We start from the raw sequence: 24,037 nt of genomic DNA, 5'->3' as shown, positions 1-24,037 counted from the left end.
AGCTGATTTATAATCGAAGTCAATAAATGAAGCAGCCCCGGTTGCATATCCTGCAACCGGGGCTGCTCGATGTTTCACATGAAACGTTTTGGGGTGTGACTCCCCTATGCGTTCTTTTGAACTTTGAAGCGCTGCTTCAGCTGTCCGCAGGCGGCATCAATATCATTGCCGCGAGAATTACGGATTGTGGTCTCGATGCCACGAGACTCAAGGCGGCGCTGAAGATCCTCAACCTTATGAATCGGCGACGGCTTGAGCGGGCTGCCCTCGATGTCGTTAAGCTGAATCAAGTTAACGTGGCACAGCGTTCCCTCGCAGAAGTCGCAGAGCGCCTGCATCTCGGGATTCGTATCGTTGACGCCTTCAATCATGGCATACTCATAGGTCGGGCGGCGGCCAGTCTTCTCGGTGTAGAGCTGAAGCGCCTCGTGAAGGCGAAGCAGCGTGTACTTCTTAACACCTGGCATGAGTTTATTGCGCGTTGACTGGATGGCGGAATGAAGGGAAACGGCAAGCGTGAACTGTTCGGGTATGTCGGCAAATTTGCGAATATCAGGAATAACGCCGCTGGTAGAGACGGTGAGGTGACGGGCGCCGATACCGATGCCATCGGGGTCGTTGAGGATACGCAGTGCCTTGAGAACCTCGTCGTAGTTGGCAAACGGCTCGCCCTGGCCCATGAAGACAACGCTCGTGGCACGCTCGCCAAAGTCGTTGGATACATGAAGTACCTGGTCGACGATCTCTTGAGCGGTCAGAGAGCGCTTGAGGCCGTTGAGGCCAGTAGCGCAAAAGGCGCAGCCCATGCCACAGCCTGCCTGGGTGGAAACGCAGACGGAAAGCTTATTACGACGGGGCATGCCGACGGTCTCGACGGAAATGCCGTCGTGGTACTCGAGCAGATACTTGCGAGAGCCATCTTTGGAAACCTGCTTGGTGAGTTCAGTCGGCGTGTCAAAGGCGAAAGCGCCTTTAAGCTGCTCGCGGAAAGCCTTAGGAAGGTTGGTCATATCGTCAAACGAACAAACGTTCTTCTCAAAGACCCATTCGATGAGCTGCTTTGCGCGGAAGGCGGGCTGGCCGAGTTCGGCCACGAGCTCGCGAATATCGTTTTGGCTCAAGTCGCGAATGTCCTGAGATTTAGTCCTGGGATTCATGGAAGCCTTTCGATTTTGGGGAAACGTAGAGTGTATCGCTACAATATGGTATCAGCTGCAGAAATTATAGAGGAGGAGTCTGCCCATGCCGGGTAAAAGCCTAGAGAACATGCACGTAGCGGTCTTGGCGGGCGGTCATTCCGCCGAGCGCGAGATCTCGCTCAATTCGGGAAAGAACGTCGTGGCGGCACTGAAGGAAGCCGGCTACACCTCGGTGGAGCTGCTCGACACCGCCGCCGATGACTTTATGGTAACCATGGCGACCGGCGGTTTCGATGTGGCATTTATCTCCATGCACGGCGCCGGCGGTGAGGATGGCGCCATGCAGGGTGCCATGGAGACCCTGGGTATCCCCTACACGGCCTCGGGCGTGCTTGCCAGCGCCTGCGGTGCCGACAAGGAGGTCTCTAAGCTCCTGTACGCCAAGGCGGGCATTCCCATTGCCCCCGGCCTCGCGCTCGAGGTGGGCGATGAAGTCGATACCGATCATATCGTCGAGGTTTGTGGCGAGCGCTGCTTTGTGAAGCCGGCCGTCAACGGTTCCAGCTATGGCATTTCCCTGGTCCATGAGCCCTCCGAGCTGCCCGCGGCAATCGCCAAGGCGTTTGAGTACGGCGACAAAGTGCTGATCGAGAAGTGCATCGAGGGTACCGAGATCACCGTCGGCGTATACGGTGAGGACGACGTGCGCGCCCTGCCGATCGTCGAGATTCGTAAGCCCGAGGACTGCGAGTTCTACGACTTGGACGTAAAGTACGTCGATCCCGCTGACATCCATCGTATTCCGGCGCAGATCTCGCCCGAAAACTATGCGCGTGCCCAGGAACTTGCCTGTGCGGCCCATAGGGCACTCGGTTGCTTGGGCATCTCGCGCAGCGATTTTATCGTGAGCGAGGACGGCCCCGTTATCCTCGAGACCAATACCATTCCCGGCATGACCGATACGTCGCTGTATCCGGATGAAATCCGCCACACCGACGACATGACGTTCCCGCAGGTCTGTGACAGCCTGATCCGTATGGGTCTTCGTCGAGCGGGCATTGCATGCTAATCGAGGACGCGGTTTCGTCAGGAACGCCGCAGTTTGTCATCGACTCCTATGCCACGCTTGCAGAACGCGCAAAGACACAATCGTTTGGCCTCATCGAAGAGGACGTTATCGTCCTCGATACCGAGACCACGGGTCTTTCGGTACAGGACAACGAGTTAATTGAGATTTCCGCGGCCCGTCTTTCGGGCCGCGAGATCATCGACCGCTTCGATACCTTCGTGCATCCCAAGCAGCTGATTCCCACCGAGATTACCGAGCTCACGAGCATTACAAATGCCGATGTGGCAGATGCCCCGTCGGCCGTTGAGGCCGTCGCCGCTCTCGCCGATTTTGTCGGTGGTTGCCCGGTGATCGCACATAACGCCACGTTCGACCGCTCGTTTATCGAGTCGGTCAAAGGCGGCGTCAACGTGAGCGATATTTGGATCGATTCGCTGGCGCTGTCGCGCATCGCGCTACCGCGCCTGGCCTCGCACAAGCTGTCTTTTATGGCCGATCTGTTTGGCTGTGACTCGGTATCACACCGTGCCAATGCCGACGTCGACGCCCTGTGTGGCGTATGGCGCGTGTTGCTCGTGGCGCTCACCGACTTGCCCCAGGGCCTCATGGCGCGCCTAGCCGACATGCACCCGGGTGTGCCTTGGTCCTATCGTCCTATCTTCTCATTCTTGGCGGGGCAGAACCCTGGCTCTATCTTCTCTCTCAGCGCCGCTCGTGCTGACGTTCTCAAGGCCGACCGCGCCGACGATCGGGTGGACGCCGACGAACTGCCGGTCCTCAAGATGCCGAGTCGTGAGGAGATTGAGGCAGACTATGCGCCGGGTGGCCTAGTCAATCGCATGTATCCCACCTACGAGCCGCGTGATGAGCAGATCGCGATGGCGCTCGAGGTCCGCGATGCGCTGGCCACGGGCACTCATCGTGTAATTGAGGCGGGCACAGGCGTCGGCAAATCGATGGCCTATCTGGTGCCTTTTGCCGAGGCAGCACGCCGCAACAACATCACGGTTGGTATCGCGACTAAATCGAATAATCTCGCCGACCAGCTCATGTATCATGAGCTGCCCAAACTTGCCGAGCAGCTGGACGGAGGCCTATCGTTTTGCGCCCTCAAGGGCTATGACCACTATCCATGCTTGCGCAAGCTTGAGCGCATGAGCCGCGGCCAAGTCGAAATTACGACTAAGCGTGATCCTGCCGATACGCTTACGGCAGTCGCGGTCATCATGGCGTACGTCTGCCAATCAGCCGATGGCGACCTCGACTCGCTCGGCATTCGGTGGCGCAGCGTCAACCGCCCCGACTTTACGACGGCTTCGCGCGAGTGTGTTCGTCGCCTCTGCCCGTTTTTCCCTGATAAATGTTTGGTCCACGGCGCTCGCCGTCGTGCGGCGCATGCCGATGTGGTGGTCACCAACCATTCCCTGCTGTTCCGCAATGTCGCGGCCGAAGGCAGGATTTTGCCTCCGATTCGTCATTGGGTAATCGACGAGGCCCATTCCATCGAGCGCGAGGCTCGCCGTCAGTGGGCGCGCGTGGTGTCGGCGGATGAATCACGCGTTCTGTTTGAGCGCCTGGGCGGCTCGAGCACCGGCGCGCTAAGCCAGGTTTCCCGTGATTTGGCAACCTCCGAGGGCTCTACGCTCTATCTGGGCCTTACTGCCAAAGCGACCTCGACGGTTTCGCGTGCGAGCATGGCGATCGCCGACGTGTTTGATGGCGTTCGCGAGCTCGGCCGCCGTGCCCGTGGGGGTTATGACAATGCCAATCTATGGATTGGCCCCGAGCTGCGCGAATCTGACGACTGGCATGATTTCTTGCAGTCGGCCTACACTGCCATCGACGCATTGGAACAAGCTGACAAGAGCGTCGACGCGCTGGTACAAGCCGTCGCCGCCGACAAGCCCGAGGTTGTTGTCGACCTGGGTGAAATCTCGCGCCGCCTGCACGAGCTGGCCGAGAACCTCAAGCTCATCATTGACGGTACCGATGAGCACTACGTGTATTCGTTGCAAGTCAATTGCAGGCTGCGTGCCGGCGGCGAGTCGATGACCGCGGAGCGTATCGATATTGGCGAGGCCTTGGCAACCGAGTGGCTGCCCGAGGTCCACACGGCTATCTTTGCATCGGCGACCATGACGGTTTCCAAGAGCTTTGAGCACTTTAACCACGCCGTCGGCCTCGATCGCATCAGTGCCTCGATATCCTCATCGCTGCACTTGGACTCGAGCTACGACTTCGATTCGAACATGGCTGTAGTCGTTGCGGGCGATATCCCCGATCCGCGCGATCGTGAGAGCTATCTTACGGCGCTCGAGCGTGTGCTGGTCGACGCGCATCTTGCCATGGGCGGCTCGGTGCTCACGCTGTTCACCAATCGGCGCGACATGGAAGACCTATACGCCCGCGTTGAGCCCAAGATGGCCCGTGCGGGTCTGGAACTCAACTGCCAGCAGCGCAACTCATCTCCTCGCCGTCTGCGCGATCGCTTTATCAACGAACCGACCTCGTCACTCTTTGCGCTTAAGGCCTTTTGGGAAGGGTTTGACGCCAGCGGCGAGACGCTGCGCTGCGTCATCATTCCCAAGCTGCCGTTCTCGAGCCCCACAGACCCGCTCTCATGCGAGCGCAATCTGCGCGAAGATCGCGCTTGGGCGCGCTATTCGCTGCCCGAGGCGGTGCTTGAAGTCAAGCAGGCAGCCGGTCGCCTTATCCGCTCATCGACCGATTGCGGCGTACTCATCTTGGCCGACCCGCGCCTGGTGACGAAGGGCTACGGCAAGAAATTCTTAACGTCGCTGCCCACGAGTTCCTATCAGCGCATCGAATCGGCACAAATCGGGCACTATCTACAGCTGTGGCGCGCACGCCACGAACGGCGCCGCTAAAGCGGACAGACGAGGGATTTTGCCATATCGCACAGACGCTCTGACAGGGCGGGGTCATCCAAGATGCGGATGGCCCCGCCCGCTGCGATTACCTGGCTCAGTAGCCAACGCTCGGAGCCATAATGCACGGTTAGCGTTGCCGTGTCTGCCCCGCCGCGCTCGATGAGGGTGACGCCGGCCCAGTCCAGATGCTCCGCCATATCGAATGGCATCAAGAGCTTTGCGCTACGCTGCGTCCGGGCAAGGGAATCGTGGAGGGATGCAACGTCCGGTGCGTGAGGCACGACGGAGTCTTCCGTCAGGGCGAGTCCCTCGATTTTATCCATGCGATAGGTGCGCTGCTCATCGACCGCGATGTCCCAGGCAATCAGGTATGTTTGGTCGCCGTTTGCCGTAATGCGCAAGGGGTCGACCAGACGCTCGCGTGGCCGTGCATCGTCCATCGAGCGATACGAGATACGACAGCGAACGCCGTCCTGAATGGCGCAGCTCAGCTGCTGCCAGTGCGACCCGCGGTTGACGGTGTCAAAGACGCGCTGGTTATAGCCGAGCTCTTCGGGTAGAAGAGCAGATCGAATCCGAGCCGCCGTCTGCGGCTCGATCCCCAACGATTCAAGTTCATGGTTGAGCACAGCGCCCTCGGCGGCACTCAGGCGCAGCGGTAACACACGCCCGGCGTCACCGGTGAGGACCACACGCTCGCCGTGGCATTCGCAGATGATGCGCGCACCCGATTCTCGATCAGCGAGTGTCGAGACGATCTCGAGAATCTCGTCGAGCGACACCCCCGTGATGTTAAAGCGACTGCAAATCTCGGTTCGAGTCATGCCGTTCTCGCCGGCGGCGTAGAGGGCCTCCATGATGTCGATGGCGCGCGAGAGCCTCTGCTCGCTGGTGAGTTTACGCACGGGCATGCTCGTGCACCGTCCTTTCAATGAGGTGGTTCCACGCCTGTTTGAGCGATTTGGGGGCCACGGGCCTCATGCCGTCCATGGCGTGGGCCATGCAAAATGAAGCGGCGGCTTCAAGGTCGCGCACGTCAACGGTCCAGGTCCATCCCAAATCGGTGTGTGCGAGCTCGCCGCGCCCGCGCGTGAGACCGTTGATCATATCGATCTGCGTCTGAGGGGCGAACGAGAACGTAGCTGCAACGGGCGGTCGGTCGGCAAAATCGAACTCAAAGAATAAGTAATCGTTGAGGTTGAAGTCCGCAGGGATGGCGTAGGCCTTCGAAGGACGCCAAGCGCGAACGATACGGTCGCAGCGGAATGTCCTGATGTCGTCGGTGACATTGTCGAGGCCGCAGAAGTACGCCACGCCCTCGCGCTCGAACATGCCGTAGACGCAAACGGTCCGCTCGCGTTGCTCGCCGCGTCCGTTTTGGTACAAAAAGCGCAGCGCGCAACGCTCGGCAAAGGCACTCCATACCGCATCGACGGCGGGAGAGCGGCGGATCGGTGCTTCGTCCACCGCCGTCCCACCGGTGAGGTAGGCAATTTTGGAGCGAATATCGGCAAGCGGCGCGGCAAAGGTGGAAGAGCCGGCCGCTAGCGTCTGGTCGATGGCGTTGAGTAGGATGTCGGCGTCGCCTGCGGTGATGAGGCCACCTGCGGCAAACGTGTGCTCGCGGTCGATTGTCCACGAGCTTTCCTCGGTCTCCTGCGCACCGGCGGGGCGAACCTCCTTGATTAAGATGCCACGCTCGAGCAGTTTGTCACGATCGCGCCGAAACTTGCGCTTATCCGAGTCGATGTTGCCCGAGCCATATCCCAGGTCAGAATCCAAGACGATCTGCTCGGTCGTCAGCGGTTCGGGGGAGCTGTTGAGCACAAAGAAAAGATTGAGGATGCGCTGAGCCGTTTTATCGAAACTGGGCTCCGAATTCCCCTTTTTAATTGTCGCGGTCGTGTCGCTTGCCGTCATAGAGTCCTCGCATGAGAAGGTGGTTTGCTGCCATGATTTTAGTCCGATATGGAGATTAGGCTATATCCTTGTCCGCTCGGGGCGTTAAGATGGCCCGAATTCGGTCGTTTGCGCTCGCTCGGGGTATACTTTCGACTATATACGGTTCTAATGTGCATGCATTGGGCCTATTTGTCGGATTATGGATGTGGAGCGCACATGGCGAACACCCAGAACTATATTAACCACCTGCTGCAGAACACCGGCATTACGCCGGCATGCAGTGAAGAAGAGCGCTTGGCTGCCGAGGATATCGCTCAGATCTTCCGCAACCACGGCTTTGATCCCGAGGTTCAGGAGTTCAATGCCCCGGCGCCCAGTAGGTTGGCATTTGCCGTTACCGGTATTCTTGCGTTTGCCGGCGCCCTGCTGATGGGCATCGGCGGCGGTATCGGCTTGGTCGGCACCTTGCTGGCCATTGTCGGTGCCGTGCTCTACGTGCTCGAGCGCACGGGCCACCCCGTGGTTTCGCGCCTGGGCAAGACGGGCGTGAGCCAAAATGTCATCGCCTACCACAAGGCCTCGGGCCCGCTTGCGTCTCCGCGCAACCGCCCGGTGGTCGTTGTCGCACACTACGACTCTCCCCGCGCTGAGTTGCTTGCCCGCGAGCCTTATGCTTCGTATCGTGCGCTCATCGCCAAGTTGTTGCCCGTTGCCACGGTTGCCCCCGCTGCCGTTGCCATCCTGCGTATCCTGCCGCTCCCCGGCGCGCTCAAGGTTCTGCTGTGGATTGTCGCGATCCTCGCTTCCCTCGTTGCACTTGCCAACGCGGCAAACATCATCTCTAACCGCCACATTCTTCCCTATACGTCCGGCGCGGTGTGCAACAAGTCTTCTGTCGCCGCTATGCTCGGCGTTATGGACAACGTTGCTCCCTTCCAGGGCGAAAACGAGTTTCCCGACGATGCTCCGTTCGATACCTATTTTGGGGAGCAAAAGCGTCGTGCCGAGGAAATGGCGCGCGCAGCGGCGGAGTATGCCGCGGCCCAGCAGCAAAACGACTACGGCAATACCATCGAGTATGAAGAGCCCACCTACGCCGAGGACGAGTTCGGTCAGCCGATTGCTCCCGACGCTCAGGCCGAGCCCGAACAGGGTGAGGCTTTCGACGAGCAGATCGAGGGCTTTGAGGGTGCGTCTGCCGACGAGACGCTGATTGGCGCCATTGTGCCCGAGGATCAGAATCAGGCTGTCCAGGCCGAAGAGTTCAATGACGAGGTTCCCGCTGTCGAGCCGGCGGAGGAGCCTGTCGCGCCCGACCCCGAGCCCAAGCTCTATCGCAATGCCGCCGGCAACATCCGTTTTGGTTCGGATGCCATCCGTGCTCTCGGAATGCTTCCCGAGTCCTGCACGCTCGATTACGAGGAGGGCGAGGAGCCGACGTTTGAGTCCGAGCCTGTCCCCGTCGTGACTGCGCCTGCGCCCGTTGCCACCGTGGATGATGAGTCTGCCGCGGTTGCCGCTGCCGTTGCCGAGCCCGAGGCAGTGTCCGCGATCGATCCCGCTGCAGGACTGGACGTTTTGGCTCCCGCCGCGCCGGCGCAAGACGTTGCGGACGAGTCTGACGACGATTACGTTGAACAGCCGAGGCTCGTGTCTTACGAGAGCGATACTGATTTCTCAGCCGAGATTCCCGCGGCAACGCCCCATGCCGATATCGCATCCGCGTTCTCTTCGATTGGCGCCAGCGCTTCCAACTTCTTTAAGAGTGCGCTTGCAAAGGGCAAGAAATTTGTCGACGATTTCGAGGAGAAGCGCGCTGCCGCACGCGAGGCTGCCGAGCAGGAGGCTATCGCTCAGCAGCAGGCAGCCGAGGCGGCACGTGAGCTCGCGGCGCAAGAGTTCGAGCAGAACGAGGCTATGCAGTCCGTGCCCGTCGATGCCGCCGAAGCTACAACGTCCTTTGAGTCCCAGCAGCCGACGTCCGCGGATATTGTTGAGGCGACAACGTCTTTCGAGGCTCAACAGCACGTCGATAGCACCATGTCGTTTGATGCCGCGCAGTTCGATTCCACGATAACGTTTGAAAAGCAAGGCACCGCGATTGCCGAGCCCCTTCCTGTTTCCGATGAGCAGGGCGATGCGGCAGACGATGACGAGCCTATTGATGCTGCCGAAATCCAAGATGCCGCCGAGGACGAGCCCGTCGAGGCCAACTCTGACGAAGAGCAATACGCGACAGCCGAGCAAGATGATTCGACCGAGGTCGAGCAGGAAGAAGTGCCTGCGGTTTCCGAGGCTCCCGAGATAGATGAGTCGAGGCCTTACTCCACGCAGATTTTCACCATGCCGACCCCGAGTGGTTCCGGTGCCACGGTTGCCGATGTTGCTCCCACCCAGGACGAAACGGTCGATTCCCTTATGGCCCAGATTTCCTCCCAGGCATCGCCGCGTCCGCAGATGAATGTTCCTGATCCGGCGTCGGCTCCGTCGCCTGCACCTTCCTCGTCTCCGTTGGCTTCGGTCCCCGATCCGTCGCTGCCGTCGATGAAGCAGGCAAACGTTGCGTCTCGCACGTCGCTGTTCGACCTTCCCGACCCCTCCGCACAGGCCAACGACCCCTTTGCTACCGCTCAGGGTCCCGAACCCACATCGGCACCCGTTGCGCCTCCTATGCCCGTTGCGTCGGGCGCTCAGCCGATCGAGACCATTTCGGCTCCCGCCCCGGCGGCACCCAAGTCTCGCAAGCGCGGCCTGGGCGGCCTGTTCGGTCGTAAAAAGAAAAACGAACAGGACAGCATGAGTGATTGGCTGGGCGTCGAAGACGATTACGATGCCAAGAAGTCCGGTCGCGGCATCGGTTCGTGGGATAATTTCGAGGACGATAACGATGGCTGGAAGGGCGGCGCTACGTCTTCCGACGGCGCTTCTTCTGAAGATATGCTCTCGGCTGTCGCCTCTATGGGCGATGATGAGCTGCTCGGTCACGATATCTGGTTTGTGGCAACGGGCGCCTCGGATTGTGATGGCGCCGGTATGAAGGCCTTCTTGGCTTCGCATCGCGATAAGCTCCGCGGTGTATTCTTCATCAATCTTGAATCCGTCGGCGCCGGTAGGCTTTCGGTGGTGACGATTGAGGGCGAACAGCAGCTGCTCAAGGGCGATCGCCGCATCATGAACCTGGTCAGCAAGGTGTGCAAGTCGTTCCATGTCGATTGTGGCGCGCTCGAGATGCCCTATGCCAAGACCGATGCCTACGCCGCGCTCGAGGCGAGCCGCCGAGCCCTCACCATCGCCGGCGTGGACGGCACGCGCCTGGCTTGCGCTCGTACCGAGGACGACCTGCCCCACAATGTCAACCCGACGAACATTGCCACGGTATCCGAGGTCGTGACCGAGGTTATCCGCCGTTCGTAGACGGAGCTCTAAGGAGTCAACGTGTTTTCGTATATTAAGCGCCATTGGCCTGTCTACGTGATTTTGACCTTGATCGCCATTGCGTTAGGATTTGGGGCTGCCTACATCGTGGGTGCGAAGGGCTCGACCCCCGCCTCCGCAATCAGCGAAGAGGTGGAGCAAGAACAGAGCACGGGTGCCGATGGGATTCCTGAGTCCGAGCAGGCAATCGTTGATGGTGGATCTTCGTCTGCAGGGTAGATACGGCGATTTAAATGATTGAAAGCGGGCGAGCCGGGGGACTGGCGCGCCCGCTTTTTTATCGCGCTAGCGCTTCTTTGGGATCGACCTAAGGCGAGCGAACCATATGGCTGCGGCACCCGAGGTCAGGAGCGCAGTGATGCAAGCGGCGATGGGAACTGATCCTGTTGCCGGTAGGTCCTGCGGTAGGGTACAGCGTTGAATGACGCGGTCCTCGTCATGTGACTCAAGTTTATCGCCGCCGCCGTTGCGGCAAAGATCGACGCGCGCGCTGTTGGTGAGTGCGGTTTGGGGCGTATAAGCCGACGTTGCCTGCATGTGCACGACTGCGCTCCGAGCGTCTGTGCCAAGGATTACTTTGGCATCGTCAAGGTCGTCGTGCTCATCTTTGAGATCATCATGGGTCCAGGAATCTGTATCGCTTCGAGTCGTAAAGTCGGCGGCTACCGCACCGTATTCAATGCGAATGCCCGTTACGATGGTATTGGATGCAAGGTCGAGTTCTTTCGCCTCGAGTGTGGTGGATTCTGTGGTCGAGACATCCGCCTTCCAGAGGTGCCAGCCGTCGTAATCGACGAGGCGGCAGTCCTCACCAAGGCTCTCCTTTACCTCGTCGGACTTAAGCCAAGGATTTTCGTGCCCATCGTCAAGTGTCGCGTTTGCCGTCTCATCGACGTCTGTCGAGTCCAACGGCGTCGTGCGATACCACACGTTGCACAGACCGTTGAGGTCGCCGATGGCGACGGGAGTTTCGATTGAGACGAATCTCGCCGTATCGTCCTCGGCACACTCAAGATCATCGGTAATCGTTAATTCATCAACCCAGGTAGCTGAATCGTTTCGAGCGTCGATGGTATAGGAGAAAAGTCCGTCCGTATTGGTTTGCGTTGCGGCGCGATTTTTACCATCGCCGTTGGCCAGCAGACCCTTCCCGATAGGTTGGACAATCTCCTGACGCTTGTCGACCTGTCCTTTGATCTCGATGGGCGCATCCTTCATCGCGACGGATTGGACTTCTCCCGTATCCTTTATTTCAAACGTTATCTCCTCGGCAAGGTCATAGGTCCGCGGAGACATCATTTCGCGCAACGAGTAGGTGCCGGGTGCAAGATGTTCGACGCGGTGCGGCTTGTCGGATGAGGTCCAGGAGTCTATTTCGGTTTTATCGGGACCATATAAGGTGAGCTGTGCACCTTCCACTTCCTGCTCACCACTTGCATCGACCTTGGAGATATCAACCTTGGTGTAATCGTTGGATACGTTAAGCCGTGCCTCCACAACGGGTGTTTTCTGGTCGGCATAAGTAAGGTCGACAATATGGGATGTCCGATCGAGTAAGAAGCCTGCCGGCGCTTGAGTCTCGACAACCTCGTAGCGCGCGGTACCAGATCCCAGCGGGAGGTCGTCCGCGCGTGCTTCTCCAGCTTCATCCGTCATGACAGTAGCGACAGTCTCACCGTCGAGCGCGGCAATGCTACCGTCGGGGCGCACGATATCACCCGAGGCGCGGATCTCAAAGATGGCGCCCGCGAGGCTGCTGCCGTCTACGGCATCGGTTTTAACGATCCTGATGTTTCCGGTCGCGGCGTGGTCATAATACGAGACGATTGCAACGGGCGTTAGGTTCATGTCGGCGGGTATGCTTACCTCGATCTCTTTGCCGACGAGATAGGGCTCTTTGGCCGAGGTTTCGCGTACATAATAGGTGCCCGGCACGAGCGATTCGGGCAGTGTGATGGTTCCGGTCGCGTCAGTCGTAAAGGTGTCCATTACGTTATGTGCTGGATACCAGCAAGTTTGTGAGACAGGTTCGTGATTGCTGTCGAGTAGTTGGAAGGTGAATCCGGCTAGTGGAACAGAAGCGCCTGCTTGGGCATCGCGTTTTACAATTTGGAGATGCGTCGACAGAGCGTGGTTGTCCACGATATATTGAAGCTCGGCGCCGTCGGAAATCTGATTGGCCCCGACGGTCCATTCCCCTGCCCGTTTAAAACCCTCGGGGACGGTTTCCGGAACCTCGCGAACCGTGTAGCCGGCGCGGTCGTATGGGATGGCTCCGTGGACACCGGCGGGTCGCTTGCCTGCGCCAAACCATGCTTCTGACTGATCTTTGGTTGAGGCAAAGCCATAGATGTTTGTGGTCAGTGTGCCAACAACCTGCTGAGAGCTGTTGCTGACAACCTCAAAGACAACACCTCCCGCCGGCTGCTCCAGGCCGGATTGGTCGCTATTGCCGTAGTCCTTGAATTTGGAAATCTCAAGGTCAAACGCAATGGGGATATCGGAAACGCGCGATTCGATCTCGACCACGCCTGAATCACCGAGCTGGTCGGCTCCAACGGTATAGGACCAGCTGTCGTTGGATGGCAGGTAGCCCTCGGGGGCTTTTGATTCATAGATGGTAAAGGTTCCTAGGGGGACATCGGTGAGGGTGGCTCGACCGCTTTCGTCGGTCGTGAGGATTTGCGCCCATCCGGGGGTTGATTGCGACACACACGTGAACTCTGCTCCTGCGAGTGAAGATCCCACCTGGGGGCCGGCATTCGTCGCGGCATCGAGTTTTACGATACACAGGTTGATGGTGCCGGGCTGTTCATCAATGGTGACCTGTCCACCGTCATTCCCCGTGGTAAAGGCGATGCGATCACGACGGGGGACATAGCCGGCCGGCGCCTTCGTTTCAACTAGGTAGTATGCCGTATTGGGCAGAAGTGCTGCCTGCGCTCGACCGTTGCCGTCCATCTGGATGGTGCCGACACGTGCGTCGCTGGCGCTCTCAAAAACATCGAATGTTGCCCCGTCAAACTGATAGGTATTGTTTCCGCTGGTAATAACGGTGTTCGCAGACTGCTTTTGGAAGGAAACAGAGACCGCCGGCAGTACATAGAGCATGTCTTGACGTTTGCTGCCGCCCGATACGGTTCCTAAATAGCGCCGCGCGCGGTGTGGAGCGGCTTTGATGCTTCCTGATTTTGCGTTGTCGTGGAGCCACCGCGCAGCCGCCACGACTTCATTGTCGGCGGTAAAGTGCCCACTCTTGGTTTTGCCCTGAGCGGTCGTGTAGGAGTAGGTGCCGTCGACATGGGTAGTGCCGTTGAGCATCCATACGGCAAGCTGGGTGGCGGCGCGGGCGCGATCTGGTGAAAGATGATAACCGCCAAACGACGTGGCGGTAGGATATCCGTGACAAACGATTGCCGCGAACTCGTCGTCGAGCCACACCCAGCCTTGATCAAAGTTGAGCCATGGGCCGCCCGGCTTGGTGGGCCCGGGGCGTTCCTGGTTCATGCAGTAGGCAATCGAGGCGTCCTGAGCTTCATATTTGCCGATGAAGAAGGGTCCACAATCATCGCTAATGGTGCGGAAGCCGAGCTGATCGTAGCCATCGACGGCAAATGCGGCTCCCGGTGCCAGGCAGCCGAAAAGCAGGAAGAGGAGTAGGAGCAGCGGACCTGTTGCGATTGCGCTGTGGACAGAGTGCGTGGGTGCGTTGGACATGGCTGCTCCTTATCCCTCGTGCGCCGCACGGGGAGGCTGCGGCGCGTAGGATGAGGCTACAGCCGAGGTTCATGCGGGTAAGTACCGGAGCCTGACCAAAAGCTTGCCCAATTCCTGACAAATTGAGCTCAAATACAACAATCAGACAAAAGCGCAGGTAGAAGATAGGGAGAACAGGAGGTCAAAGGTCCTCGTCTCCACAATTGATGTGATATTCAAACGAATCTCCACAGCTAAAACAAGCATCGCCACCCTTGTATCGAACAAGACAACCGCGTTATACTAGCCAACACACAAGCGGGCATCGCCAAGTGGTAAGGCATCAGCTTCCCAAGCTGACACTCGCGGGTTCGAGTCCCGTTGCCCGCTCCAGTTAAGAGCACAAGCACGGCACCATCACGGTGCCGTGCTTTTTTCAATAAAGTGCCGGGACTCGAACCCGACAGGGTGCGAGCGTAAAGCAAACGCGAAGCGTTTGTAGCGAGCAGGCGAAGGCGCCGGCAGGCGCCTGAAGCCGGTGCGGATTTGCGAAGCAAATACGCGGACGTCCCGTTGCCCGCTCCCCCAGCAAAGGGAGACGCTGGGACACACGGCTCGACCGGGTCTCCTTCAGCGGTTCCGTGGACCGGAGCATGCCGACCGCAGCCGGTGCGGATTTGCGAAGCAAATACGCGGACGTCCCGTTGCCCGCTCCATCGAGCGTGGGAGACCTCGGGACGGCCAATTCAACAAAGCCTCCCCATCGTCTCCGTGAATCCGAGGAGATCGCCCACAGCCGGTGCGCGTCCGCGACGCGGGCGCGCGGACGTCCCGTTGCCCGCTCCAATTCCAAAATGTTAGGTTCATGCCTACTGTCCATACTCGCACCCGCGCACGGTACAATGGTTGGGTTACGACCAACGTGCCAATAACCAAAAAGGAGCCGCTATGATCGATCGCTATACCCGCCCGGAGATGGGACACATCTTCTCCCTCGAGAATAAGTACGCCATTTGGCAGGAGATCGAGGTCCTGGCCTGTGAGGCCCAGGCGGAGCTCGGCAAGATCGGCATTTCTAAAGACGAAGCCCAGTGGATCCGCGACCACGCCAACTTTGAGAAGGCAAAGGTCGACGAGATCGAGGAAGTCACGCGCCACGACGTTATTGCTTTCCTGACCAACATGAAGGAGTACATCGACGCCGATGTCCCCGAGGGCGACCCCAAGCCCAGCCGCTGGGTTCACTATGGCATGACCAGCTCCGACCTGGGCGATACGGCTCTGTGCTACCAGCTCACCCAGGCCTGTGACCTGATTATCGAGGACGTCAAAAAACTCGGCGAGATTTGCAAGCGCCGCGCCTTCGAGGAGCGCAACACGCTCTGTGCCGGTCGCACCCATGGCATCCATGCCGAGCCGATGACCTTCGGTATGAAGTTTGGCTCTTGGGCATGGGAGCTCAAGCGCGATCTGGATCGTCTTGAGGACGCCCGCAAGAACGTTGCCTTTGGCGCTATCTCGGGTGCCGTCGGTACCTATAGCTCCATCGAGCCGTTTGTCGAGGAATATGTCTGCGAGCACCTGGGTCTGGTTCACGATCCGCTGTCCACGCAGGTCATCAGCCGCGACCATCATGCCTACCTGGCCGGCGTCCTTGCCACTACAGCGGCCACCTGCGAGCGCATTGCTACCGAGGTCCGCAACCTGCAGAAGACCGATACGCTCGAGGCCGAGGAGCCTTTCCGCAAGGGCCAAAAGGGCAGCTCCGCCATGCCGCACAAGCGCAACCCCATCACCATGGAGAAGGTCTGTGGCCTGTCGCGCGTCGTGAAGTCCAATGCCCAGGTTGCCTTCGACAATGTCGCCCTGTGGCATGAGCGCGACATTTCGCACTCCTCTGCCGAGCGCGTCGCCCAGGCCGATAGCTTTATCGCACTCGACCACATGTTCCAGTGCCTTATCCGCGTTATCGACGGCCTGCAGCTGTATCCGGCTCGCATGATGGCCAACCTCAACAAGACTCGCGGCCTCATCTTCTCCTCCAAGGTCCTGCTGGCCCTCGTCGATACGGGCATCACCCGCGAGGATGCCTATGCCATCGTGCAGGAAAACGCCATGGCTACCTGGCACGAGGTGCAGGATTGCGTCTCCGGTCCCACCTTTAAGGAGCGTCTCGAGGCCGACCCGCGCTGCACCGTCAGCCAGGAGAAGCTCGACGAGATCTTTGATCCGTGGGACTTCCTCACCCGTATCGACACGGTCTTCGATCGCCTGGAGCAGCTGAGCTTCGAGTAGGTTCGGGCATAACGTTAGCTTTTTAGGGCGCTTTGCTGGTAATGTGTGTTGCCGGCAAAGCGCCTCGTTGCATTTAGGGAAAGACGGGGATAATAGTCGTCTCGAATAACATTCTGAGAGAGGATCGCATGATTTCGTTTGATTACAAGCCTCAGGGCGTGTGTGCTCGCAATATTCACCTTGACCTGTCCGATGACGGCAACAAGGTGGTGGGCGTCGAGTTTACCGGTGGCTGCAACGGCAATCTCAAGGCTATCTCCAAGCTGGTCGAGGGCGCTCCTGCCGATCGCGTCATCGAGGTTCTCGCTGGTAATACCTGCGGTATGAAGAAGACTTCTTGCGCCGATCAGCTCACGCGCGCTATCGAGGCCGCTCGCGCCGAGATCGCCTAATGAGTATCGCCGACCAGATCAAGAACGGAATATCGCGCCGCGGCTTTGTGCTCGGAGGGGCTGCCGCGGGCGCTGCCACGGTGCTTGCCGGATGCTCAAAGAAAACGGGTACCAGCGACGACGCTGCCGGCGAGCCACAGGTTATCAAAGACGACTCAAAGATTGTCTCGATTACGGATGAGTACGAAGCTGTTGATATCGATCTTGAGCCTGCGGCCTCGTGGACGCTGCCGCTGGGCACGCTACTGTACTACTGCGATGGTGACTACGCTGCCGCGATGATGGCGCCTGCTTCTGCCCTGCATGCCAATACGCTTGGTGTGCTCAACCTGGGCGATGGCTCGCTCACGACGCTTATCGAGGATCCCGTCGAAGGTACGGGATATTCGTTTTACGATGTCCGCGCCGGCGATGGCGTGTTTGCTTGGGTCGAGATGAACTTTGCGAACTCGTCATGGAAGCTCTATGCGCAAAGTATGGCAGGCGCGTCGCTTGTCGGCGATGTGGTTGAGCTCGACCGAGGCGGCAAGGACTACGATCCGCCGATGTTTACGGCGTTCGAATCGTCTGTCATTTGGTACAAGATGCCCTCAACGGGCGGAAATAAGACGAGTAGCGATTCGTATTGCTACCGCCGTTCGCTCGATGAGGCAAAGGTCGAGACCATTTGGAAGTCAACGGGTCGCTTTGCATCTGCCCCGCGCGTGAGTGGCGGTATCTTGACCATATCCCCGCGCGTGCGCAATGACGAGGGTGTCTACTACGGCATGACGGCGATTGACCTGACGGACGGCAACAATACCAAAAGGGCTCAGCTGGTCCTTCCCTCCTCGGTGTCTCCCTTTGAGGCCGTATATATGGGTGACACATTTGTGTTCTCCATCGAGGCGACCTATAACGGCGTGGGAAGTCTTGGAAACATGGGCACCTATATTGGCAACGAGAACGGGACCTTCCTATTCCTGTCGCGTGAGCCGCTTGCATGTGCTGCCGGCAGGAAGAACAAATATCTGGTTAAGGTTCAGGCATCGCATTTTCTGATCGATACCTCCGCCAAAACCTATGGCTCGCTGCTGTCGCCCGACCGCGCCCTTGAATATGGCGATTATCCAGCTACGGCGGGTAAATCGAATACGTTTTTGACCTATGCCACGGTACGCAACAGCCAGGGAATCCCCGAGACGGTCACTGCCCGCCTATTCTCTCTTTAGTACCGAGGGGTTAAAAAGGCGCCAACGGGGGAATAAACGCGTTGTAATTGTGAGTACCGCCCGCCGAGCCGCCGCACTGCAGCGGTGCTCGGTGGGCATAGGTGCGTTAAAATGGGCTTGTTCTTAGCTAATTGAGACAGGGGGGCCGTGTTATGGCTTCAGATGCAAAAAAGATTCTGCTGGTCGAGGATGAGAAGGCAATCCGTGACGCTGTCGCTGCCTATCTCGAGCGCGAGGGCTATTGGGTTGTGGGCGTGGGCGACGGCCAGTCTGCTATCGAGGAGTTCGAGAAGCATCAGTTCGACCTGGTCGTGCTCGACCTCATGCTCCCTAAGATTCCCGGCGAGCGCGTTTGCCGCACCATTCGCGACACCTCGGATGTGCCTATTATCATGCTTACCGCCAAGGGCGAGATCGAGGACCGTATTATCGGCCTCGAGCTCGGAGCCGACGACTATCTGATCAAGCCGTTCTCGCCGCGCGAGCTTGTTGCGCGCGTTCGCGCTCTGTTCCGCCGTGCCCATCAGGCCGACGAGCCCGCCGTCGAGGTACTCGACTTCGGCGATCTGGTCATCGATATCTCGGGCCACAAGATTTTGGTCGAGAACAAGGAAGTGGACCTGACCGCTTCCGAGTTTAAGCTGCTCACCACGCTTGCTCGTCATCCCGGTCGTGTCTACAACCGTATGGAGCTGGTTGAGAAGGTTCTCGGCTACGACTTTGAGGGCTATGAGCGCACCATCGACAGCCACGTGAAGAACCTTCGCGCCAAGCTGGGCGACGACCCCAAGAAGCCTAAGTGGCTCTACACCGTCCACGGTGTTGGCTATCGCTTCGAGGCCCCGGCCAAGACCGATAAGGCGGACGAGAAATAGGGAAATCACATATGACACCTGCGCGCTTTGAAATCGGACAAAAGCACAAGCAGGAGAACGAGGCGGGTTCCAAAGCAAGTTGGAACACGCCTCGTTCCGATTCACGGCCAACGATGAGCTATCCCTCGCGTATGGCCCTGGCTTTTGCCCTGACGTCGCTCATGACGGTATTGGTGCTGGTGGGCGTTGTCTCCGTTGTATGGGGCACCGTCTTTTCGGATTACACGCGTTCCAATATCGTTGAGATCGCCAATTCTGCCGCCGAAAAGCTTGCGACGTCGTACGAGGAAAACGGCAATTGGACGGCGGGCGAGCTGCGCACGGTCGCGACATCGAGTTTGGTGTCCGACGATCTGGGCATGCAGGTCGTCAACAAAAAGGGCGTGATCGTTTATGACGACTCATGGCCTTCGGCAAGTGCGACCGCCGATGTGCGCGAGAGCGAATCGGCGTCGAGCAGCTCGAGCGGTAAAAAGGCCTCGCATAGCCCGGTTTCGTCGGCGCCCACCGACTCCGATAGTGTTGCCAACGTCGAAATCATAACGTCTTCCGGCGAGCATGTCGGACAGGTAAAGCTATGGGCCATCGGCTCCGACGCCCTGCTCACCAAGGCAGATTCTGCGTTTAGAGAGAAGACCTTTAACGCCATGGCCCTTGCCGCGGTTGTGGCAGTCTGCATCTCGGTCGTTATCGGATCGCTCATGTCGCGCATGCTCACCAAGCCGATTCATCGTATTACCAGCACGGCCAAGCAAATTCGCGATGGCGATCTATCCGCTCGCACGGGCTTGCGCGGCGATGACGAAATCGATCAGCTTGGTGAGACCTTTGACGAGATGGCCACCTCGCTCGAGAAGGATATGAAGCACGAAAAGCGCCTGACCTCGGATGTCGCGCACGAGCTTCGCACACCGCTTATGGCCATGCTTGCAACGGTCGAGGCCATGCAGGACGGCGTGTATCCCACCGATGATGAGCATTTGGAAACCGTTGCTTCCGAGACGCGTCGACTTGCCCGTCTGGTGCAGCAGATGCTCGACCTGTCGCGCATGGAAAACAGCACGGCGCCGCTCAACCTTGAGCAGGTGGACATGGTCCCCTTCGTGCGCTCCATCGTCAACGCTCAGGAGCGCCTGTTTGTCGACCGCGATCTGCGCTTGCGCTTTGCAGACGAGACCCAAGGTCACGATGATGTCGTCGAGGCCGACCCCGATATGATCACGCAATGCGTCATCAACCTCATGAGCAACGCCATGCGCTACACCCCCGAGGGCGGTTGGGTCGTGGTGTCGGTGCTCAGTGACCGCAAGCATGTCAGTATTGCCGTTTCGGATACCGGTATCGGCATTGCCAAGGACGATCTGTCGCGCATCTTCGGCCGTTTTTGGCGCGCCGATGCCAGCCGCGCCCGCGAAGCTGGCGGCCTGGGCGTTGGCCTCGCCGTGACCAAGCAGATCGTCGAGCGTCACCATGGCTACATATCCGTGGAGTCGGAGCTTGGAAAGGGTACGACTTTTACAATTCATCTGCCCCGCGAGCACACGGCGGACGCGGCATCTACTACAATGGAGCACTAGCTTTTCGCTATTCGGTGAAGGAGGGGCCGCGTCCCTGCCGCTCCGAGTTTGCGAAAACGTGTGGGAAAGAACCCGCATTTCTGTCGTATTTAGGTAAGGAGTGACTCACGTGACAACGATGGAGCGTCGTCCGGATTCCCGTGGCAAGGTTCGTGATATCTACGATGCCGGTGAAAACCTGCTGATGGTCGCCACCGACCGCATTTCTGCGTTCGACTTCATTCTTCCCGACGAGATTCCGTTTAAGGGAGAGGTGCTCAATCGCATCTCGGCGTTCTGGTTCGACAAGTTTGCCGATATCGTCCCCAACCATCTCGTCTCCATCGACCCGGCGGATTTCCCCGAGGAGTTTGCTGAGTATCGTGACTACCTCGCTGGCCGCGCCATGCTGGTTAAGAAGGCCCAGACGATTCCTATCGAGTGCATCGTCCGCGGCTATCTGACCGGTTCGGGCAAGAAGACCTACGACGAGAACGGCACCGTCTGCGGCATCCAGCTGCCTGAGGGCCTGATCGAGGCTTCCAAGCTTCCCGAGCCGCTGTTCACGCCGTCCACGAAGGCCGAGATCGGTGACCACGACGAGAACATCTCGTTCGAGCGTTGCTGCGAGATCGTGGGCGAGGACATCGCCACGCAGATTCGTGACCTGTCTCTCAAGATCTACAAGGCCGCTGCTGAGTACGCCGCGACCCGTGGCATCATCATTGCCGACACTAAGTTTGAGTTTGGCGTCATAGATGGCAAGGTCACGCTGATCGACGAGTGCCTCACGCCCGACTCCAGCCGTTTCTGGCCTGCTGCCAGCTACGAGGAGGGCAAGATCCAGCCTAGCTACGACAAGCAATTCGTCCGCAATTGGCTCAAGGCCAACTGGGATATGACGGGGGAGACCCCGCACCTGCCCGCCGAGGTCATCGATGGCACGTCTGAGCGCTATCGCGAGGCCTTCCAGATCATCACGGGCTCCCAGTTCACAAGCATGAAGGAGAACGCGTAAGTGAGTACCCGCAGCGCCACGAACAAGCGCACGCAATCCCACGAGGTTACCGGGGTTGCGCGCAAGTCTGCCGCATCTGCTAAGCCCGCCCGCCAAGCAGCGAGCTCCGTTCGCGTCGTGCCGGCTTCGTCTAAGGCACGCCGCAAAGAGCTCGAGAAGGGTGAGAACCTCGAGGGCCTCTCTAAAGAGGAGAAGCGCGCCCGCAAGGCTAAGCAGCGCGCCAAGGAGGACCGCATCTATACGGTGTCGAATATCCTCCTCAAGCAGGATGAGGACTACACCAAGCGCCGTCGCATCTGGTGGGCCGTGCTCGCCATCGGTATGGTGCTCGTCGTGGCCATTTGGGCTTCGCTGTACTTCGCTCCCGCTGGCATGGTGTCCAGCCCCGTCCAGATGGTCGGCATCGTTTTGTCCTATGTCATCATTCTGGGTGACTTTATCTACGATTTCATTCGTATTCGTCCCCTGCGCAACATGTACCGCACGCAGGCCGAGGGCATGTCCGAGAACAAGCTCAACGCCCTTATCGAGCGCGCGGCTGCCGAGGAGGACAAAAAGGACTCCAAGAAGAAATAGCGTTTGCATTCATACTTATCGCTAAGATATAAGGCGCGTCGTTTTTGCGGCGCGCCTTTTTACTGTCCTATAGATAGATGGAGTGGCGCATGATTCGAGCTGCCCTGACGGTTGAAGAAGCTCTGGAGGGCATGAAGGCCCTGGAGCCCAAGATTAAAAACTACGCTCGCCTGGTTGTCTGCAAGGGCGTAAACGTCAAGCCCGGCCAGGAAGTCGTCGTTCAGTCTCCGGTCGAGTGCGCGCCGTTTGCGCGCGTGGTGGTCGCGGAGGCCTATGCTGCCGGCGCCGGCCATGTGACGGTCATTTGGGCCGATGATGCCGTGACGAGGCTCACGTACGAGCATGTCGATAAAAGCTATTTTGAGCAGACGCCCGAGTGGAAGCGCCTGCAGCTGGATTCCCTGGCCCAGGACGGTGCCTGCTTTATCTTTATCGAGGGTGCGGATCCCGCAGCCCTCAAGGGCATCGATCCAGCTAAGCCGGCCGCGGCATCCAAGGCGAGGAATACGCAGTGCAAAGTTTTCCGCCGTGGGCTGGATTACAACATCAATTCGTGGTGCATCGCCGGCGCTCCGGTCGTGGCTTGGGCGCACGAGGTGTTCCCGGGAGACGCCGATGAGGTTGCAATCTATAAGCTGTGGAATGCGATTCTGCACACCGCTCGCGCCGATGGCCAGGACCCGGAGAGCGACTGGGAACTCCATGACGCCGCATTCGAAAAGAACCTGCGTTTCCTAAACGATAATCAATTTGATTGCCTGCACTACACCGCTTCGAACGGAACCGATCTGACGATTGGCATGACGAAAGGTCACGAGTGGGCCGGCGGCAAGGGCAAGACGCCCGATGGACATCCCTTCTTCCCCAACATTCCCACCGAGGAGGTCTTCACTTCGCCCGATCGCATGCGTGCCGACGGTATCGTGTACTCGGCCATGCCGCTCATCCACCACGGTAACAAGGTCGACGATTTTTGGATTAAGTTCGAGGGCGGCCGTGTGGTGGACTACGACGCCCGCGTGGGCAAGGCGACGCTTGCGAGCATCATCGATACCGATGAGGGCGCTGCTCATCTGGGAGAGGTCGCGCTCATTTCCAAGAACACGCCGATCCGCGAAAGTGGCGTTCTGTTCTACGATACGCTCTATGACGAGAACGCCAGCTGCCACCTTGCGCTGGGTGTCGGCTTCCCCGAGTGCATCGAGGGCGGGTATGACATGTCCAAGGAGGAGCTCCTGGAGCATGGCGTTAACGTCTCGAGCACGCATGTTGACTTTATGATCGGCACGGACGACATCGATATTACGGGCATTACGCCTGATGGACGTGAAGTTGTGATTTTCCAGAACGGCCAATGGAGTTGGGAATAGACCCAGACCGTGGTACAATGCCACCCGCGGGCCGTTAGCTCAGCTGGCAGAGCAGGGGACTTTTAATCCCAAGGTCCAGGGTTCGAACCCCTGACGGCCCACCATAGAAAAGAAAAGCGACTGGCGGATGCCGGCCGCTTTTTTGTTGCCGGTACACGGGTTCGAACCCGTCGGGGCGCGGAGCTGAGTAAACGCGAGAGCGTTTGCCAGCGCAGCGCGCGAGGCGAGAAAGCGCCGCAGCGGCCGCCTGCGAAGCAGGCTGAACCCCTGACGGCCCACCAAAGATTGTTGAGACGGTCAACTTCGGTTGGCCGTCTTTTTTTCGCCCTTTCATGGGTTAGAACCCGTATCTATCTATATATAAGAACGCTTGGCGAACAAAACCCGCCTTTTACCGATGAGAAACAAATAGCTGATGCCTTTGGAGTAAAGTAGCGCTCCAGAGATGACCGATGTCTCAATACTCGTAAAACAGCTGGTCATCGCCAATATCAGAAGCCAATGCTTCAGTTTTAACCTCAGTGACGCGACTGAGGGATCTATTTATTTGTGAACAAAATATGGAGTGCGTGATTCCCGCCCCCGGGGCCCCTCCGGTCTGGCAATATATCT

Annotated in this window: 16 protein-coding genes and 2 tRNA genes; 14 read left to right on the top strand and 4 right to left on the bottom strand. The window is 58.7% G+C overall.

What is annotated here, in order from left to right; genetic code table 11:
- Nucleotides 1-104 precede the first annotated feature (104 nt).
- A complete protein-coding gene (gene rlmN / locus DXD49_RS07145; RefSeq protein ID WP_117794613.1) occupies nt 105-1,157 on the bottom strand; it encodes a 23S rRNA (adenine(2503)-C(2))-methyltransferase RlmN in 1,053 nt (350 codons plus the stop codon).
- A gap of 85 nt (nt 1,158-1,242) precedes the next feature.
- On the opposite strand from rlmN, the gene DXD49_RS07140 reads away from it, so the two are divergent.
- Nucleotides 1,243-2,208 (top strand): D-alanine--D-alanine ligase, encoded by a 966-nt coding sequence (locus tag DXD49_RS07140; RefSeq protein ID WP_117734823.1) that lies wholly within the window; start codon nt 1,243-1,245, stop codon nt 2,206-2,208.
- Nucleotides 2,202-5,096 (top strand): helicase C-terminal domain-containing protein, encoded by a 2,895-nt coding sequence (locus tag DXD49_RS07135; protein ID WP_117794612.1) that lies wholly within the window; start codon nt 2,202-2,204, stop codon nt 5,094-5,096. Before DXD49_RS07140 ends, DXD49_RS07135 begins: the two co-directional genes overlap by 7 nt.
- On the opposite strand, the gene DXD49_RS07130 is transcribed toward DXD49_RS07135, so the two are convergent.
- On the bottom strand, nt 5,093-6,010 hold the full coding sequence (locus DXD49_RS07130) for a YafY family protein (protein ID WP_117763249.1): 918 nt from the start codon (nt 6,008-6,010) through the stop codon (nt 5,093-5,095). The genes DXD49_RS07135 and DXD49_RS07130 overlap by 4 nt on opposite strands.
- On the bottom strand, nt 5,997-7,019 hold the full coding sequence (locus tag DXD49_RS07125; RefSeq protein WP_117763248.1) for a YafY family protein: 1,023 nt from the start codon (nt 7,017-7,019) through the stop codon (nt 5,997-5,999). Before DXD49_RS07125 ends, DXD49_RS07130 begins: the two co-directional genes overlap by 14 nt.
- A 198-nt stretch (nt 7,020-7,217) precedes the next feature.
- On the opposite strand from DXD49_RS07125, the gene DXD49_RS07120 reads away from it, so the two are divergent.
- Together DXD49_RS07120 and DXD49_RS07115 are read left to right on the top strand one after the other, a co-directional pair.
- The gene (locus DXD49_RS07120) at nt 7,218-10,415 is read left to right on the top strand and encodes a hypothetical protein (RefSeq protein ID WP_117763247.1); all 3,198 of its coding nucleotides are present in this window, start codon (nt 7,218-7,220) and stop codon (nt 10,413-10,415) included.
- Nucleotides 10,416-10,436: 21 nt separating this feature from the next.
- Nucleotides 10,437-10,655 (top strand): hypothetical protein, encoded by a 219-nt coding sequence (locus DXD49_RS07115; protein ID WP_117743380.1) that lies wholly within the window; start codon nt 10,437-10,439, stop codon nt 10,653-10,655.
- Between the two features lie 66 nt (nt 10,656-10,721).
- On the opposite strand, the gene DXD49_RS07110 is transcribed toward DXD49_RS07115, so the two are convergent.
- On the bottom strand, nt 10,722-14,153 hold the full coding sequence (locus tag DXD49_RS07110; protein ID WP_117794611.1) for a SpaA isopeptide-forming pilin-related protein: 3,432 nt from the start codon (nt 14,151-14,153) through the stop codon (nt 10,722-10,724).
- A gap of 297 nt (nt 14,154-14,450) precedes the next feature.
- On the opposite strand from DXD49_RS07110, the gene DXD49_RS07105 reads away from it, so the two are divergent.
- The 10 genes from DXD49_RS07105 (at nt 14,451) to DXD49_RS07060 (ending at nt 23,529) form a co-directional block, all read left to right on the top strand.
- Nucleotides 14,451-14,525: transfer RNA gene (locus DXD49_RS07105), tRNA-Gly, on the top strand.
- Between the two features lie 555 nt (nt 14,526-15,080).
- On the top strand, nt 15,081-16,427 hold the full coding sequence (gene purB / locus DXD49_RS07100) for an adenylosuccinate lyase (protein ID WP_055251306.1): 1,347 nt from the start codon (nt 15,081-15,083) through the stop codon (nt 16,425-16,427).
- Nucleotides 16,428-16,555: 128 nt separating this feature from the next.
- Complete coding sequence (locus DXD49_RS07095) at nt 16,556-16,819, top strand: TIGR03905 family TSCPD domain-containing protein (protein ID WP_117629999.1); 264 nt, start codon at nt 16,556-16,558, stop codon at nt 16,817-16,819.
- A complete protein-coding gene (locus DXD49_RS07090; RefSeq protein ID WP_117794610.1) occupies nt 16,819-18,030 on the top strand; it encodes a twin-arginine translocation signal domain-containing protein in 1,212 nt (403 codons plus the stop codon). Before DXD49_RS07095 ends, DXD49_RS07090 begins: the two co-directional genes overlap by 1 nt.
- 152 nt (nt 18,031-18,182) lie before the next feature.
- The gene (locus tag DXD49_RS07085) at nt 18,183-18,905 is read left to right on the top strand and encodes a response regulator transcription factor (RefSeq protein ID WP_117734830.1); all 723 of its coding nucleotides are present in this window, start codon (nt 18,183-18,185) and stop codon (nt 18,903-18,905) included.
- Nucleotides 18,906-18,916: 11 nt separating this feature from the next.
- Nucleotides 18,917-20,482 carry a cell wall metabolism sensor histidine kinase WalK gene (locus DXD49_RS07080; protein WP_117734831.1) on the top strand — a complete coding sequence of 522 codons (1,566 nt, stop codon included), beginning with the start codon at nt 18,917-18,919 and terminating at the stop codon, nt 20,480-20,482.
- A gap of 118 nt (nt 20,483-20,600) precedes the next feature.
- Complete coding sequence (locus tag DXD49_RS07075) at nt 20,601-21,479, top strand: phosphoribosylaminoimidazolesuccinocarboxamide synthase (protein WP_117734832.1); 879 nt, start codon at nt 20,601-20,603, stop codon at nt 21,477-21,479.
- Nucleotides 21,480-22,055, top strand: coding sequence for a hypothetical protein (locus tag DXD49_RS07070; protein ID WP_117734833.1), 576 nt, complete (start codon nt 21,480-21,482; stop codon nt 22,053-22,055).
- An 89-nt stretch (nt 22,056-22,144) separates the two neighbouring features.
- Nucleotides 22,145-23,425 carry an aminopeptidase gene (locus tag DXD49_RS07065; RefSeq protein WP_117794609.1) on the top strand — a complete coding sequence of 427 codons (1,281 nt, stop codon included), beginning with the start codon at nt 22,145-22,147 and terminating at the stop codon, nt 23,423-23,425.
- Between the two features lie 28 nt (nt 23,426-23,453).
- Nucleotides 23,454-23,529: transfer RNA gene (locus tag DXD49_RS07060), tRNA-Lys, on the top strand.
- Nucleotides 23,530-24,037 lie beyond the last annotated feature (508 nt).

It is taken from the genome of Collinsella sp. TM05-38 (assembly GCF_003466445.1).
Classification (GTDB): Bacteria; Actinomycetota; Coriobacteriia; order Coriobacteriales; family Coriobacteriaceae; genus Collinsella.
The sequence above is the reverse complement of the archived record's forward strand: the minus strand, read 5'-3'. Positions and strand labels throughout refer to the sequence as shown.